General features: G+C 74.1%; 15 protein-coding genes. 10 read left to right on the top strand and 5 right to left on the bottom strand.

The window, feature by feature from the left end:
- Positions 1-250: 250 nt before the first annotated feature.
- From rplM to glmM, 3 genes are all read left to right on the top strand, one after another.
- Entirely contained in the window at positions 251-694 is a 444-nt protein-coding gene (gene rplM, locus ACFVU3_RS23145) for a 50S ribosomal protein L13 (protein WP_360308966.1), read from the top strand.
- 44 nt (positions 695-738) lie between these two features.
- Entirely contained in the window at positions 739-1,251 is a 513-nt protein-coding gene (gene rpsI / locus ACFVU3_RS23140; protein WP_030494273.1) for a 30S ribosomal protein S9, read from the top strand.
- A gap of 128 nt (positions 1,252-1,379) precedes the next feature.
- The gene (gene glmM, locus ACFVU3_RS23135) at positions 1,380-2,738 is read left to right on the top strand and encodes a phosphoglucosamine mutase (RefSeq protein ID WP_390068895.1); all 1,359 of its coding nucleotides are present in this window, start codon (positions 1,380-1,382) and stop codon (positions 2,736-2,738) included.
- 69 nt (positions 2,739-2,807) lie between these two features.
- Here glmM and ACFVU3_RS23130 read toward each other — a convergent pair whose 3' ends face one another.
- A complete protein-coding gene (locus ACFVU3_RS23130) occupies positions 2,808-3,758 on the bottom strand; it encodes a DUF389 domain-containing protein (protein ID WP_390068893.1) in 951 nt (316 codons plus the stop codon).
- Between the two features lie 18 nt (positions 3,759-3,776).
- Positions 3,777-4,784, bottom strand: a complete 1,008-nt coding sequence (gene coaA / locus ACFVU3_RS23125; RefSeq protein WP_390068891.1) for a type I pantothenate kinase — start codon at positions 4,782-4,784, stop codon at positions 3,777-3,779.
- A 130-nt stretch (positions 4,785-4,914) separates the two neighbouring features.
- Between coaA and glmS the strand changes: the two genes are divergently transcribed.
- Both glmS and ACFVU3_RS23115 read left to right on the top strand, forming a co-directional pair.
- On the top strand, positions 4,915-6,762 hold the full coding sequence (glmS, locus tag ACFVU3_RS23120; protein WP_390068890.1) for a glutamine--fructose-6-phosphate transaminase (isomerizing): 1,848 nt from the start codon (positions 4,915-4,917) through the stop codon (positions 6,760-6,762).
- A gap of 8 nt (positions 6,763-6,770) precedes the next feature.
- Positions 6,771-7,139 (top strand): holo-ACP synthase, encoded by a 369-nt coding sequence (locus tag ACFVU3_RS23115; protein ID WP_390068889.1) that lies wholly within the window; start codon positions 6,771-6,773, stop codon positions 7,137-7,139.
- A 135-nt stretch (positions 7,140-7,274) separates the two neighbouring features.
- Here the strand turns inward: ACFVU3_RS23115 and ACFVU3_RS23110 are convergent, their stop codons facing one another.
- Both ACFVU3_RS23110 and ACFVU3_RS23105 read right to left on the bottom strand, forming a co-directional pair.
- The gene (locus ACFVU3_RS23110; protein WP_390068887.1) at positions 7,275-8,804 is read right to left on the bottom strand and encodes a YncE family protein; all 1,530 of its coding nucleotides are present in this window, start codon (positions 8,802-8,804) and stop codon (positions 7,275-7,277) included.
- Entirely contained in the window at positions 8,801-9,370 is a 570-nt protein-coding gene (locus ACFVU3_RS23105) for a hypothetical protein (protein WP_390068885.1), read from the bottom strand. Before ACFVU3_RS23105 ends, ACFVU3_RS23110 begins: the two co-directional genes overlap by 4 nt.
- Positions 9,371-9,539: 169 nt before the next feature.
- Here ACFVU3_RS23105 and ACFVU3_RS23100 point away from each other — a divergent pair, with 169 nt between their 5' ends.
- The 5 genes from ACFVU3_RS23100 to ACFVU3_RS23080 all read left to right on the top strand — a co-directional run bounded on the left by ACFVU3_RS23100 (position 9,540) and on the right by ACFVU3_RS23080 (position 14,433).
- Positions 9,540-10,994 carry an NAD(P)H-hydrate dehydratase gene (locus ACFVU3_RS23100; protein ID WP_390068883.1) on the top strand — a complete coding sequence of 485 codons (1,455 nt, stop codon included), beginning with the start codon at positions 9,540-9,542 and terminating at the stop codon, positions 10,992-10,994.
- Positions 10,995-11,325: 331 nt separating this feature from the next.
- Positions 11,326-12,477, top strand: coding sequence for an alanine racemase (gene alr, locus ACFVU3_RS23095; RefSeq protein ID WP_390068881.1), 1,152 nt, complete (start codon positions 11,326-11,328; stop codon positions 12,475-12,477).
- A gap of 6 nt (positions 12,478-12,483) precedes the next feature.
- The gene (locus ACFVU3_RS23090; RefSeq protein WP_390068880.1) at positions 12,484-13,641 is read left to right on the top strand and encodes an alpha/beta fold hydrolase; all 1,158 of its coding nucleotides are present in this window, start codon (positions 12,484-12,486) and stop codon (positions 13,639-13,641) included.
- A 10-nt stretch (positions 13,642-13,651) separates the two neighbouring features.
- Entirely contained in the window at positions 13,652-14,152 is a 501-nt protein-coding gene (tsaE, locus tag ACFVU3_RS23085) for a tRNA (adenosine(37)-N6)-threonylcarbamoyltransferase complex ATPase subunit type 1 TsaE (RefSeq protein ID WP_390068878.1), read from the top strand.
- Between the two features lie 110 nt (positions 14,153-14,262).
- The gene (locus ACFVU3_RS23080; RefSeq protein ID WP_390068876.1) at positions 14,263-14,433 is read left to right on the top strand and encodes a hypothetical protein; all 171 of its coding nucleotides are present in this window, start codon (positions 14,263-14,265) and stop codon (positions 14,431-14,433) included.
- Between the two features lie 26 nt (positions 14,434-14,459).
- Here the strand turns inward: ACFVU3_RS23080 and ACFVU3_RS23075 are convergent, their stop codons facing one another.
- Positions 14,460-15,026, bottom strand: a complete 567-nt coding sequence (locus ACFVU3_RS23075) for a hypothetical protein (RefSeq protein ID WP_390068874.1) — start codon at positions 15,024-15,026, stop codon at positions 14,460-14,462.
- Between the last annotated feature and the right edge of the window lie 25 nt (positions 15,027-15,051).

Raw genomic sequence — 15,051 nt, 5'->3', positions numbered from 1 at the left:
GCGGGACGGCCGGCGGGCGGAGTCCCGGGGACGGCCGCGCGTTTTGACCCGCCCCGGGGAGCCCGGGTAGGCTTCACGTTTGTTATGCGTATGGGCTGTGTCGTTCTCACGCGAGAGGCCCTTGCGCAGGTTCCCTGGAGCAGTTACCAGTGGCTCGCATACGGGCGGTGTCCCGGCAGTGCAGGCCCCAGCTGCATGATCGCTTCAGGTGTGTCTGGACTCCATCCACTGAAGAAGCGAAGGCTACGAAGTGCGTACGTACAGCCCCAAGCCCGGCGATGTCACTCGCCAGTGGCACATCATCGACGCGCAGGACATCGTCCTGGGCCGTCTGGCGACGACGGCTGCGAACCTCCTGCGAGGCAAGCACAAGCCCGTCTACGCCCCGCACATGGACATGGGCGACTTCGTCATCATCATCAACGCTGACAAGGTCCACCTGTCCGGCAACAAGAAGACCCAGAAGATGGCGTACCGCCACTCTGGCTACCCGGGTGGTCTGCGCTCCGTCCGCTACGACGAGCTCATGGACAAGAACCCCGAGAAGGCCGTCGAGAAGGCCATCAAGGGCATGATCCCCAAGAACTCCCTGGGCCGTCAGATGCTCTCGAAGCTGAAGGTCTACGCGGGCGAGAACCACCCGCACGCTGCCCAGCAGCCGGTCCCGTTCGAGATCACCCAGGTCGCGCAGTAGTTCCGGCCACACCCCCTAAGAACGAAAGAAATCTGAGGAGCATCGTGGCCGAGACCACCCCTGAGACCCCTGTCGACGAGTTCGAGGGCGTCGAGGAGTACACCACCGAGACCGAGGTCGTCGAGGGTGACTACACCTCCGAGTCCCTCGCGTCGCGCTTCGGCGACCCGCAGCCGGCCGCCGGCCTGGGCCGTCGCAAGAACGCCATCGCCCGCGTCCGGATCGTCCCGGGCACCGGCAAGTGGAAGATCAACGGGCGTACGCTCGAGGACTACTTCCCGAACAAGGTCCACCAGCAGGAAGTCAACGAGCCCTTCAAGGTGCTCGAGCTGGACAACCGCTACGACGTCATCGCCCGCATCGCGGGTGGCGGTGTCTCCGGCCAGGCCGGTGCCCTGCGCCTCGGCGTCGCCCGTGCCCTGAACGAGGCCGACGTCGAGAACAACCGCCCGGCGCTGAAGAAGGCCGGCTTCCTCTCCCGTGACGACCGCGCGGTCGAGCGGAAGAAGGCCGGTCTCAAGAAGGCCCGCAAGGCCCCGCAGTACAGCAAGCGTTAATCGCCTGCCAGCACTGCTTGTACGTACGCCCCGGCGCACTGCGCGTGCCGTCGGGGCGTACGTTTTTTCTTAACCTTTTTCACCCCTGGACTTTTCCACCCCTGGGCACGCATTTTCGGAGGACAGCTGTGGGACGACTCTTCGGCACCGACGGCGTACGCGGCGTCGCCAACGCCGACCTGACGGCGGAGCTCGCGCTCGGCCTGTCGGTCGCGGCGGCGCACGTGCTCGCCGAGGCGGGTACCTTCGAGGGCCATCGGCCGACCGCCGTGGTCGGTCGTGACCCGCGCGCGTCCGGAGAGTTCCTGGAGGCGGCCGTCGTCGCCGGTCTCGCCAGCGCCGGTGTCGACGTCCTGCGTGTCGGCGTCCTGCCGACCCCCGCCGTCGCCCACCTCACCGGCGTCCTCGGCGCCGACCTCGGCGTGATGCTCTCCGCGAGCCACAACGCCATGCCCGACAACGGCATCAAGTTCTTCGCCCGCGGCGGCCACAAGCTCGCCGACGACCTGGAGGACAAGATCGAGGCCGTCTACGAGGAGCACCGCACCGGCGCTCCCTGGGACCGCCCCACCGGTGCCGGCGTCGGCCGCGTCCGCGACTACGACGAGGGCTTCGAGACCTACGTCTCCCACCTCCTCTCCGTGCTGCCCAACCGCCTCGACGGCCTGAAGATCGTCCTCGACGAGGCCCACGGCGCCGCCGCCCGCGTCTCCCCCGAGGCGTTCACCCGCGCCGGTGCCCAGGTCGTCACCATCGGCGCCGCCCCCGACGGCCTCAACATCAACGACGGCTGCGGCTCCACCCACCTGGGCCTGCTCAAGGCCGCCGTCCTGGAGCACGGCGCCGACCTCGGCATCGCCCACGACGGCGACGCCGACCGCTGCCTCGCCGTCGACCACACCGGCGAGGAGGTGGACGGCGACCAGATCCTCGCCGTGCTCTCCCTCGCCATGCGCGAGGCCGGCACGCTCCGCGGCGAGACCGTCGTCGCCACCGTCATGTCCAACCTGGGCTTCAAGCTCGCCATGGAGCGCGAGGGCCTCACCCTCGTCCAGACCGCGGTCGGCGACCGCTACGTCCTGGAGTCCATGAAGGAGCACGACTACGCCCTCGGCGGCGAGCAGTCCGGGCACGTCATCGTGCTCGACCACGCCACCACCGGCGACGGCACCCTCACCGGCCTCATGCTGGCCGCCCGCGTCGCCGCCACCGGCAAGTCCCTCGCGGAGCTGGCCTCCGTCATGGAGCGGCTGCCGCAGATCCTCATCAACGTGAAGGACGTCGACAAGTCCCGCGTCTCCACCTCCGGCGAGCTGGCCGCCGCCGTCGCCGACGCCGAGCGCGAGCTGGGCACCACCGGCCGCGTGCTGCTCCGCTCCTCCGGCACCGAGCCGCTGGTCCGCGTCATGGTCGAGGCCGCCGACATCGAGCAGGCCCGCTCGGTCGCCCAGCGCCTCGCCGACGTCGTGAAGTCCGCCCTCGGCTAGGCGACTCCCGACCGGTACGGGAAGGGCCCCGCGCACTCCGGTGCGGCGGGGCCCTTCCCGTACCCGGACTCAGCCCCGGCGCAGGCGGCGCTTCACCTTGCCGCGCTGCGTCGTCCACAGCTTCTTCTGCAGTGCGAGGGTCGCGGTGCCCGACACCATGAGCGCCGCCAGGTTGAGGAGCAGCTGCTCGATCGACCCCCACATCTGGCCGACCTCGCCGTAGCTGAGGGCCACCGCCGCGTTGGCGGCGGCCGGTACGGTCGTCACCGAGATGGCCACGCCCACCAGTGCCCCGGACTTGGACGAGGTCAGCGACAGGGTGCCGGCCGCCCCCGCGAGGAGCGCCACCACCAGCGAGAAGGGGTCCGGCTGCCAGATGAAACTGGTCTGCGGCCGCTCCCCGTCCAGCATGGACTCGCTGAACAGGTCCAGCCAGTCCATGAGCAGGCTGAACACGGTCGTCGACACGATCGCGGCCACGAAGCCGAACAGCAGCGCGATGAGCGAGCGCGCGGCCAGCCGCGGTGCCCGCTGCACGATCGCCGTGCACACCCCGGCGATCGGGCCGAACTCCGGGCCGACCGCCATGGCGCCCACGATGAGGATCGCGTTGTCCAGGACGACACCGCAGGCGGCGATCATCGTGGCCAGGACCATGAAGGAGAGGTACGTGAACGAGAGCGTCGACTCCTCGTGGGTCGCCTCCGCCAACTGCTCCCAGATCACCGCGTCCGCGCCCTCGCCGGGAGCGTCCTCCTCGGCCGCGTCGGCCCGCTCCGACATCGACAGGTCGATGTTCTCGACGGCGATCGACCCGTCCTGATCGAGCTTCAGATCCCGCAGGCCGTGGAGGAGTTCGTCGCCCGCCTCGCGGGCGACGTCGCACATGACGAGGTCCCCGGCGGGGTCCCGGGCCGCTCCGGGCAGGACCACCAGGTGGGCGGTGCCGACCGTCGACCCGATCAGCTCGGTCACCGCCTCCGTGCGGTCCGGGGGCACGATCATCCGCAGATGCAGCATCCCCCGAGCTTACGGAGGTCAGAGCTTGCGGAGGCTCAGGCGCTGCACCTTGTGGTCCGGGCCCTTGCGGACGACGAGCGTCGCCCGGCCGCGCGTCGGCGCCACGTTCTCCAGCAGGTTCACCCGGTTGACGGTCCGCCACATCGTGCGGGCGTAGTCCAGGGCCTCCTCCTCGGAGACCTGCGTCCACCGCCGGAAGTACGAGGACGGGTCCTGGAACGCCGTCTCCCGCAGCTTGCGGAAGCGGTTGAGGTACCAGCCCTCGATGTCCTCCGGCCGCGCGTCCACGTACACCGAGAAGTCGAAGTAGTCCGCCAGGCCCACCCGGGTCCGGCCGTCCTTGCCGGGCAGCGCCGGCTGGAGCACGTTCAGCCCCTCGACGATCAGGATGTCGGGGCGGCGCACCACCAGCTGCTCGCCGGGGACCCGGTCGTAGATGAGGTGCGAGTAGACGGGGGCGGTGACCTCCTCCTTGCCCGCCTTCACGTCGGCGACGAACCGGGTCAGCGCCCGCCGGTCGTACGACTCGGGGAAGCCCTTCCGGGACATCAGCCCGCGCGCCTTCAGCTCCTCCATCGGGTAGAGGAAGCCGTCGGTGGTGATCCGCTGCACCCGCGGGTGCTCGGGCCAGCGGGCCAGCAGCGCCTCCAGCAGGCGGGCCACGGTCGACTTGCCGACCGCCACCGACCCGGCGACCCCTATGACGAACGGCGTCCCGCGCTGCTCCGCCCTCTCGCCGAGGAAGGTGTTCAGCGCCCCGCGCAGCCCGCTCGTGGCCTGCACGTACAGGTTGAGCAGCCGGGAGAGGGGCAGATAGACGTCCCGGACCTCGTCGAGGTCGATGACGTCCCCGAGCCCCTGGAGCCGCTCGACCTCGTCGGCGGTGAGGGGGAGCGGGGTCTTGTCGCGCAGGGCGCTCCACTCGGCGCGGGTGAGGTCGACGTACGGCGTCGGCTCGGCGACCCGTCGGGGCCCTCCGTTTCCGGCACCGTTGCCGTTGGCGCTTCGTGGCGGCGAAGTGATCACCCCGCCATTGTCCCGGCTTCCCGGGCGCCGTGGGCCGTGGGGTGGGTCACGTGCCGCGCGGTTGACGCCGGCCGCTCCGACTCCGTGCGGGGTCCGGGACGGGCGCCGGGTTCGGCCGTAGGCTGCCGCCATGTGCGGAATCGTGGGATACGTCGGCGGGCAGTCGGCGCTTGATGTGGTCGTCGCGGGGCTGAAGCGGCTGGAGTACCGGGGGTACGACTCCGCCGGGGTCGCCGTGCTCGCGGACGGCGGGCTCGCCGCAGCGAAGAAGGCGGGCAAGCTCGTCAATCTGGAGAAGGAACTCGTCGAGCGGCCGCTGCCCGGCGGCTTCGTCGGCATCGGGCACACCCGGTGGGCCACCCACGGCGGCCCCACCGACGCCAACGCCCATCCGCACCTCGACAACGCGGGCCGGGTCGCCGTCGTCCACAACGGGATCATCGAGAACTTCGCCGCCCTGCGCGAGGAGCTCGCGGAGCGCGGCCACACACTGCTCTCCGAGACCGACACCGAGGTCGTCGCCCATCTGCTGGCGGAGGAGTTCTCGTCGGTGGGCGACCTCGCCGAGGCGATGCGGCTGGTCTGCCGGCGGCTCGACGGGGCCTTCACCCTGGTCGCCGTCCACGCCGACCAGCCCGGCGTCGTCGTCGGGGCCCGCCGCAACTCGCCGCTCGTCGTCGGCGTGGGCGAGGGGGAGAACTTCCTCGCCTCCGACGTCTCCGCCTTCATCGCCCACACCCGGTCGGCGATCGAGCTCGGCCAGGACCAGGTCGTCGAGCTCACCCGGGACGGCGTCACCGTCACCGACTTCGACGGGGCGCCCGCCGACGTACGCGCCTTCCACGTCGACTGGGACGCGTCGGCCGCCGAGAAGGGCGGCTACGACCACTTCATGCTCAAGGAGATCGCCGAGCAGCCGAAGGCGGTCGCCGACACCCTCCTCGGCCGGATCGACGCCTCCGGGCGGCTCACCCTCGACGAGGTGCGGATCCCCGACGCGGTCCTCCGCGAGGCCGACAAGGTCGTCATCGTCGCCTGCGGCACCGCCTTCCACGCCGGTCTCATCGCCAAGTACGCCATCGAGCACTGGACGCGGATCCCGTGCGAGGTGGAGCTGGCCAGCGAGTTCCGGTACCGCGACCCGATTCTCGGACAGCGGACGCTCGTCATCGCCATCTCGCAGTCCGGCGAGACCATGGACACCCTGATGGCGCTCCGGCACGCCCGCGAGCAGGGTGCCAAGGTCCTCGCCGTCTGCAACACCAACGGCTCGACGATCCCGCGCGAGTCCGACGCCGTGCTCTACACGCACGCGGGGCCCGAGGTGGCCGTCGCCTCGACGAAGGCGTTCCTCACCCAGCTCGTCGCCTGCTACCTCCTCGCCCTCTATCTGGGGCAGGTGCGCGGCACCAAGTGGGGCGACGAGATCCACGCCGTCGTCCGCGAGCTCGCCAGGATCGGCGACGAGGTCGAGCGGGTCCTGGAGACGATGGAGCCGGTCCGGGCCCTCGCCCGCTCGCTGGCGCACAAGGACACGATCCTCTTCCTGGGCCGGCACGTCGGCTACCCGGTCGCCCTGGAGGGCGCGCTGAAGCTCAAGGAGCTGGCGTACATGCACGCCGAGGGCTTCGCGGCGGGCGAGCTGAAGCACGGTCCGATCGCCCTGATCGAGGAGGACCTGCCGGTCGTCGTGGTGGTGCCCTCGCCGAAGGGCCGCTCGGTCCTCCACGACAAGATCGTCTCCAACATCCAGGAGATCCGGGCCCGGGGGGCCCGGACGATCGTGATCGCGGAGGAGGGCGACGAGGCCGTCGTCCCCTTCGCCGACCACCTCGTCCGGATCCCCGCGACGCCCACGCTGCTCCAGCCGCTCGTCTCCACGGTGCCGCTCCAGGTCTTCGCCTGTGAGCTGGCCACCGCGCGGGGCAACGAGGTGGACCAGCCGCGCAACCTGGCCAAGTCCGTGACGGTGGAGTGAGTGCAGAGATGATCATCGGGGTGGGGATCGACGTGGCGGAGATCGACCGCTTCGCCGCGTCGCTGGAACGGACGCCGGCGCTGCTCGACCGGCTCTTCGTCCGCGAGGAGCTGATGCTGCCGAGCGGGGAGCGCCGGGGCCCGGCCTCCCTCGCGGCGCGCTTCGCCGCGAAGGAGGCGCTGGCGAAGGCGCTGGGCGCGCCGGGCAATCTGCTCTGGACGGACGCCGAGGTGTACGTCGAGTCCACCGGCCGGCCCCGGCTGCGGGTGCGCGGCACGGTGGCGGCCCGGGCGGCCGAGCTGGGTGTGCGGCACTGGCACGTGTCGCTGAGCCATGACGCGGGGGTCGCCTCGGCGGTGGTGATCGCCGAGGGCTGAGCCCGCGCTCCGGGCGTACGGGAACGGGCGCGGGGCCCGGCCGCGGGGAGGCGCTGCCGGGCCCCGTTCCCTGCCGCGCGCGACTGCCAGGGCCGGCGTCGGTTGCGAGTGCCGCGCGCGGGGTCTCGGGGCCGTCTAGACGGCGGGTTCCTCCTCGGTGCGCTGCCGGCGCCGGGCCAGGGCGATCGCGGTGCCGCCCAGGGCGGCGAAGGCGGCGGCCGCGAGGGCGAGGGGGAGGGCGCGGCCGCCGGTGGAGGCGAGGGCCGAGCCGCCGGCCGAACCGGTCGTGACGGGGTCCGAGCCGGCTGCCTGGAGGGAGCCGCCGCTTCCCGAGCCCGGGCCGGTGCCCGAGTCCGTGCCCGAGTCCGTGCCTGTTCCCGTGCCCGCCGTCGGGTCGGGGGCGGTGGCGGTGTCCGTGGCGTCCGGATCCGGGGTGGCCGTGGCCGGGGAGGCGGTTCCGGTGGGGGTGTCCGTCGGGGTGTCCGTCGGGGCCGGGGTCGGTTCCGCGGTGCCGGTCGGGTGGGGCGAGGCCGTGCCGGTGGGCTCACCGGTGGGTTCGCCCGTGGGTTCGCCGGTCGGTTCTCCCGTGGGCCGGCCCGTCGGGGTCGGGGTGGGGGTCGCGGTGGGGGTCGGGGTGGGTTCCGGTGTGGGGTCCGGCGGGGTCCTCCGGGTCGTCTGGGTGACCGCGCCGCCCGCCACCGTGTAGAGGGTGTGCTCCTCGGGGTCCAGGGCGAGGGCGGCCGGGCGTTCGCCGGTCGGGATCGTCTCGGTGACCTCGCCCTTCGCCGGGTCGACGACGGCCACGGACGAGCCGCCGGTCCGGGCCGCGTAGAGGGTGGCGGTGCCGGGGTCGTACGCGAGCGCCTTCGGGTTGCCGGGGACCGGGACGGTGCCGGTGACCCGCTCCGCGGCGAGGTCCACGACCGAGACCGTGCCGGCGGCCAGGTTGGCGACGTAGCCGGTGCGGGTGGCCGGGTCGACGGCGACGCCCATCGAGCCGAGGGCGGTGGAGCCGAGGCCGACGCTGCCGGTGAGGCGGCCGGTGGTGCCGTCGACCGCGTTGAGCACGTTCCTGTAGACGACCGAGCCGTTCTCGACGGCGCCGCCGACGTAGGTGGCGTACCCGACGTGGCGGGTGGTGTCCACGGCGAGCCCGGCCGGGTGGAAGGGGAGGACGACGGGGTCGCCGACGGGCGCGCCGGTGGCCGTGTCGTACACGGTCACCGATCTGGCGGCCTGGTTGCCGACGTACAGCCGGCCCTGGGCGGGGTCGGCGGCGAGGAGGGTGACGCTGCCGGTGACCGGGACGCGGTCGTCGGTGAGGGTGCGGGTCGCCGGGTCGAAGACGGCGATCCGGGTGGAGAGGCCCAGGTGGAGGATGCCGCCGGGGCCGAGGGCGAGGACGGTCGCCGGGGCGGGCAGCGGCACCGGGTCGCCGACGGCCGCGCCGGTGGCCGTGTCGTACACGGTGAGGTGGTGCGTGGTGCCGTCGCTGCTGCTCACGTAGAGGCGGTCGGCGGCCGGGTCGACCTCGGCGTCCAGGGCGGCCCCGGTGGGCGGGGTGATCGTGCGGAGCGTCTCGTGGTGCGGGCCGCCGGGGGCGGGGGCCGCCGCCACGCCCGTGAGGGCGAGCGCGGCGGCGGCCGTCAGAAGGGCCGTTCTCACTGGAAGGACACCGGGACGTAGACGTCGTACGTGCGGTCGGAGCTGTCGAAGTGGTCGGCGCGGGTGACGATCGCGCAGGTCACGCCGGCCTGGCCGCAGGTGACGGTGGAGGAGAGCTGGGCCTTGACGTGGATCTGGACGGAGAAGGAGCCGAGGCCGCCGGACTCGGTGAACGGGGAGGAGTTGGACGGGGACATCCAGTACCAGTCGCTGTTCACCCAGTGGGAGGCGCCGGTGGTGCCGGTCTCGTCCTGGCCGCCGAGGCAGGGGGTGGGCTTGCTGTTCCAGGTGGCCGGGTCGGCCGTGTCCACCCCGGCCGGTATGGCGCACAGCCCCACGTAGACGCCCTGGTCGGGGTTGTAGCCGGAGCCGGTGACCGTGACGTTGGTGCCGGTGGCCGCGGCGGTGCCCGGGGCGGTGAGGGAGAGCGTGTAGCTGCGGGTCCCGTCGGTGACCGTGCGGCCGGCGGTGGCGGCGGACGCCGAGGAGGCGAGTCCGAGGGTGAGGGCGCTCGCGGAGGCGAGGGCGAGTGCGGAGGTGAGGGCGGTGCGGGTGCGGGTGCGCATGGCGAAGCCGGCCTTCCGGGGCAGGATTGGTTAGGTAAGGCAAACCTAAGTTGAGCGGTGAGGGGGCGTCAACCCGCGCTTTCCGGCCGCCCCTTGGGAACCGGTTCCGCCCCGCCCCGCGCCCCGCTCCTCCGGGCGGGCCTCCCGCACCTGCGGCAGACTGCTGCCCATGCGTACCGCTCACCACGTGGAGACCGTCCGGGCCGCCGAGGCCGAGCTGATGGCCCGACTGCCCGAAGGCGCGCTGATGCAGCGGGCCGCCGCCGGACTCGCCGCGGCCTGCTGCTCGCTGCTCGGCAAGGGGCGGGTGTACGGATCCCGGGTCGTCCTCCTCGTCGGCAGCGGCGACAACGGCGGCGACGCCCTCTACGCCGGCGCCCGGCTCGCCCGGCGCGGCGCCGGCGTCACCGCCGTGCTGCTCGGCCCCCGCGCCCACGGCGCCGGCCTCGCCGCGCTCCGGGCGGCCGGCGGGCGCGTCACCGAGGACCCCTACGAGGCGCTGGCCGCCGCCGACCTCGTCCTCGACGGCATCACCGGCATCGGCGGACGCGGCGGGCTGCGCCCCGAGGCCGTGCCCGTCGCCCGGGCCGCGCGCGGCTCCGACGCGGTCGTCGTCGCCGTCGACCTGCCCAGCGGCGTCGACGCGGACACCGGCGAGGTCGCCGGCGAGGCCCTGCGCGCCGACGCGACCGTCACCTTCGGCACGTACAAGCCCGGGCTGCTCGTCGACCCCGCACGGGAGTACGCGGGCGCGCTGCGGCTCGTGGACATCGGGCTCGCCGCCACCCTCCCGTCCGTGCCCTGCGCCGAGGCGCTCCAGCACCAGGACGTGGCCCGGACGCTGCCCGCGCCCGGCGCGGAGAGCGACAAGTACCGGCGGGGCGTCCTCGGGATCGTCGCCGGCTCCGCCCGCTACCCCGGCGCGGCCGTCCTCGCCGTCGCGGGCGCGCTGCGCGGCGGCGCCGGGGCCGTGCGGTACGTGGGCCCCGCCCGCGAGGCGGTGATCGCCGCCCACCCGGAGACCCTGGTGCACTCGGGCCCGCCGGAGAAGGCCGGCCGCGTCCAGGCGTGGGTCGTCGGGCCCGGGCTCGGCGACGGGCCCGGCGCGGGGGTCGCGGTCGCCGAGGTGCTCGCCTCCGGCGTGCCCGTCCTCGTCGACGCGGACGGCCTGCGCGCCCTCGACCCGGACGCCGTGCGGGAGCGGACCGCCCCCACCCTGCTCACTCCGCACGCCGGCGAGGCGGCGGCGCTGCTCGGCACCGACCGGGCGGCCGTGGAGGCCGGCCGGATCGCCGCCGTCCGCGAACTCGCCGCCCGCTACGGCGCCACCGTCCTCCTCAAGGGCTCGACCACCCTGGTCTGCGGCCCCGGCGGCACCGGCCCGGTGCGGGTCAACCCGACCGGCACCCCCTGGCTCGCCACCGCCGGCTCCGGCGACGTCCTCTCCGGCCTGGCCGGCTCCCTCCTCGCGGCCGGGACGGCCCCCGTCGACGCCGCCTCCTGCGCCGCCTACCTGCACGGCCTCGCCGCCCGCCGGGCCGCCGCCGGCGCGGGCGGCCCGATCACCGCGACCGAGGTCGCCGACGCGCTGCGCGCCGCCTGGCAGGACGTCCGGGAACCCTGACGGCCCCCGGGCGGGAAAGCCGGCGGGACGCCCGGAGCCCGCGGCGGCCGCGCCCCGGCCGGCCGGCCGGCATCCTGCCCGCGGCCCGCTGCCCGCTGCCCGCCGCCCTCCCGGCCGGTGCCGACACGCCGATGCCGTTCCCCCCGTTCCTCGACGGCGGCCAGACGTTCCACGGCGTCCACGGGCCGGTCGCCGCCCCCGCCGGAAGCCGCGGCAGCGTGGCCCGAGCCACCGGAACGCCGAGAAGATCCGGTCCGTCACCCGCCGGGGTGACCGGGGCGACATCCGGGGCAAGCGGCCGGGCCGGTGGCCACCTGAGAGACTGTGCGCGATGACTGAGACAGCACCGCCGCCCAGCCGAGCCCGCGCCGAGATCGACCTCGGGGCGCTGCGCGCCAACGTCCGCGCGCTGCGCGCCCGCGTCGCGCCCCACGTCCGGCTCATGGCCGTGGTCAAGGCCGACGCGTACGGACACGGTGCCGAGCGCTGCGCCCGCGCCGCCCTCGACGCGGGCGCGCAGTGGCTCGGCACGGCCACCCCGCAGGAGGCGCTGGCGCTGCGCGCCGCCGGGATCACCGACGTGCCGGTCATGTGCTGGCTGTGGACCCCCGGCGACCCGTGGGACGCGGGCGTCGAGGCCGGCCTCGACATCGCGGTCAGCGGCCGCTGGGCCCTCGACGAGGTCACCGCCGCCGCCCGCCGCACCGGCGGCACCGCCCGCGTCCAGCTCAAGGCCGACACCGGCCTCGGCCGCAACGGCTGCCAGCCGGCCGACTGGCCCGCGCTCGTCGCCGGGGCCCTGGAGGCCGAGAAGGAGGGCCTGGTCAAGGTCACCGGGCTCTGGTCACACTTCGCCTGCGCGGACGAGCCCGGCCATCCCTCGATCGCCGCCCAGCTCGACGTCTTCCGTTCGATGCTCGACCACGCGGAGAAGGCCGGCGTCGAGCCCGAGGTCCGGCACATCGCCAACTCGCCCGCCACGCTCACCCTGCCCGAGGCCCACTTCGACCTGGTCCGGCCCGGCATCGCCATGTACGGCGTCTCGCCCGCGCCCGAACTCGGCACCTCCGCCGAGCTGGGGCTGCGCCCGGTGATGTCGCTGAAGGCGAGCGTCGCGCTCGTCAAGGAGGTCCCGGCCGGCCACGGCGTCTCCTACGGGCACCACTACGTCACCGGCGGCGAGACCACCCTCGGCCTCATCCCGGTGGGCTACGCCGACGGCATCCCCCGGCACGCCTCCGGCCGCGGCCCGGTCCTCGTCGACGGCACGGTCCGCACGGTCGCCGGGCGGGTCGCCATGGACCAGTTCGTGGTGGACCTCGGCGGTGACCGGCCCGCGCCCGGCACCGAGGCCGTCCTCTTCGGCTCCGGAGAGCACGGCGAGCCGACGGCCCAGGACTGGGCGGAGGCCGCCGACACCATCGCGTACGAGATCGTCACCCGGATCGGCGCGCGCGTGCCGCGCGTCTACGTGGGGGAGTAGCCCGCCATGGGGGAGGCGACCGGGGGGAGCGGCTGGCGGCGCGCGGGGCTCGCCGGCGCCGCGATAGGCGTGCTCGCCGCCGGCGCGGCGGCGGGAGTGGCGGTCGAGCGGCTGACGGTGGGCCGCTCCGTGCGCCAGAAGGCGCGGCTCGCCCTGGACTCCACCGGCCCGTACGGCACCCTCCGCGGCACCTCCGGCCGGGCCCTCGCCGACGACGGAACGGCCCTCGCGTACGAGGTCGAGGAGAGCGACCGGTCCGCCGGGGCCGACGGGACCGACGGGGCCGGGGCCCCCGTCACCGTCGTCTTCTCCCACGGCTTCTGCCTCACCCAGGACTCGTGGCACTACCAGCGCGAGGCCCTGCGCGGCCGGGTCCGGACCGTCTTCTGGGACCAGCGCGGCCACGGCCGCTCGGCCCGCGGCGCCTCCCAGGCGGGCCCCGACGGGGTGCCCGTCACCATCGACCGGCTCGGCCGCGACCTCAGGGCGGTCATCGACGCCGCCGCGCCCGAGGGGCCGCTCGTCCTCGTCGGGCACTCGATGGGCGGCATGACGGTCATGGCGCTCGCCGAGCGCTACCCGGAGCTGATCCGGGACCGGGTCGCCGGCGTCGCCCTGATCGGCACCTCCGCGGGCCGCCTGGAGGAGGTCTCGTACGGGCTGCCGCTCGCCGGCGTCGCCGCGGTCCGCCGGGTCCTCCCCGGGGTGCTGCGGGCCCTCGGCTCCCAGGCCGAGCTGGTCGAGAAGGGCCGCCGGGCCACCGCCGACCTCTTCGCCGGGCTGGTGAAGAAGTACTCCTTCGCCTCCCGGGACGTCGATCCGGCGGTCGTCCGGTTCGCCGAGCGGATGATCGAGTCGGCCCCGGTCGACGTGGTCGCCGAGTTCTACCCGGCCTTCGCCGAGCACGACAAGCGGCTCGCCCTCGCCGCCTTCCGGGGCCTGCCGGCGCTCGTCCTCGCCGGCGACCAGGACCTCGTCACGCCCGCCTCGCACACCGAGGCCATCGCCGCCGAGCTGCCCGGCGCCGAGCCGGTCGTCGTCCCCGACGCCGGTCATCTGGTCATGCTGGAGCGGCCCGAGGCCGTCACCGACGCGCTCACCGGCCTCCTGGCCGAGGCCGGGGCGCTCCCGCCGGTCTCCGGGGAGGGGTCCGGGAACGGATAGGTTGGCGGGTATGGAAGCAGCGCACCCGCCCGTCTCCGGCGCCACCCTCTCCGTCGGCTCCCCCGAGCAGATGCAGGAGCTCGGCCGCCGGCTCGCGAAGATCCTCCGCCCCGGCGACCTCGTCATGCTCACCGGTGAGCTGGGCGCCGGGAAGACCACGATGACCCGCGGCCTCGGCGAGGGCCTGGGCGTGCGCGGCGCGGTCACCTCGCCGACCTTCGTCATCGCCCGCGTCCACCCGTCGCTCTCCGGCGGCCCGGCCCTGGTGCACGTGGACGCCTACCGGCTCGGCGGCGGCCTGGACGAGATGGAGGACCTGGACCTCGACGTGTCGCTGCCCGAGTCCGTGGTGGTCGTGGAGTGGGGCGACGGCAAGGTGGAGGAGCTGACCGACGACCGGCTGCACGTGCTCATCCACCGGGTCACCGGCGACACCGACGACGACCGGCGCACGGTCGTGCTGCGCGGCGTCGGCGGACGCTGGGCGGACGAGGACCTCGCGCTGCTGTGAACGTACGTAGGTTCCGACAGCATGTCGGGAAAATGTTGCACCGTCGTGCCGCGCCGTGGTGACATGGATGCACGAGCTGGTTAGGTGAACCTAACCTACGGGAGGCATGCATGGCGACGCAGATGCCGGAGCGCGACGACCGCACCGCCGAGGAGCGCGTCTCGATGAGCGAGCTGCTGGCCTCCTGCGCGGCGGCCAGCGCCGTCTCGACCCCGCCGCGGGCCACCCTCGCGCCCCGCGCGGAGGAACCGGAGCCGGAGTTCAGGGACGAGGCCGCGTAACCCGTACGGGGCGGCGGGGGCGGACGTCAGGAGACGACGACGACCTTCGCGCCGATCGACGCGAAGGTCCACATCGCGTCGCCGTCCGCGCGCTTCATCCGGATGCCGCCGGTCTTCCTCGACGGGTCGGCCGACGGCATCGAGCCGTCCACCGCCGCGCTGAAGCCGACCGTCACGTCCTGGACGGTCGCGAAGCGGACCACGTGCTCGATCTGCACCCCGTCGGAGCCGGTCACCGACCCCGACCGCGAGGTCACCGCGTAGGCCCCCGGCTCCGGGCTCACCGAGCTCGGCGCCACCGTGAAGGTGCGGACCGCCTTGTTCTTCCCGTCGACCAGCCACACCCGGCGGTCCTTCAGCGCGTACACCACGCGCTCGCCGGTGCCCGAGGACGCCGGGACCGTCAGCGGGTTCTTCGCCGGCTTCTTCGTCCCGGCCGGCGCCGACGCCGACGGCGAGACCGTGCCGGGCGTCCGGGACGGCTCCGCGAGCTCCGCCGGCACGCTCGCCGACGCCTGGTACGCGAGGAAGGCGACCACGGCGACGGCCGCCGCGGTGAGCCCGGCCACGAATCCCGAGCTGCTTCTGGCCACCGTCTCCACCTCTTCGTACGTACGT

This window comes from Streptomyces sp. NPDC058052, assembly GCF_042885515.1.
Taxonomy (GTDB): Bacteria; Actinomycetota; Actinomycetes; order Streptomycetales; family Streptomycetaceae; genus Streptomyces.
Note: the sequence above shows the minus strand (reverse complement) of the source record. Positions and strands in the feature narration are given on the sequence as shown.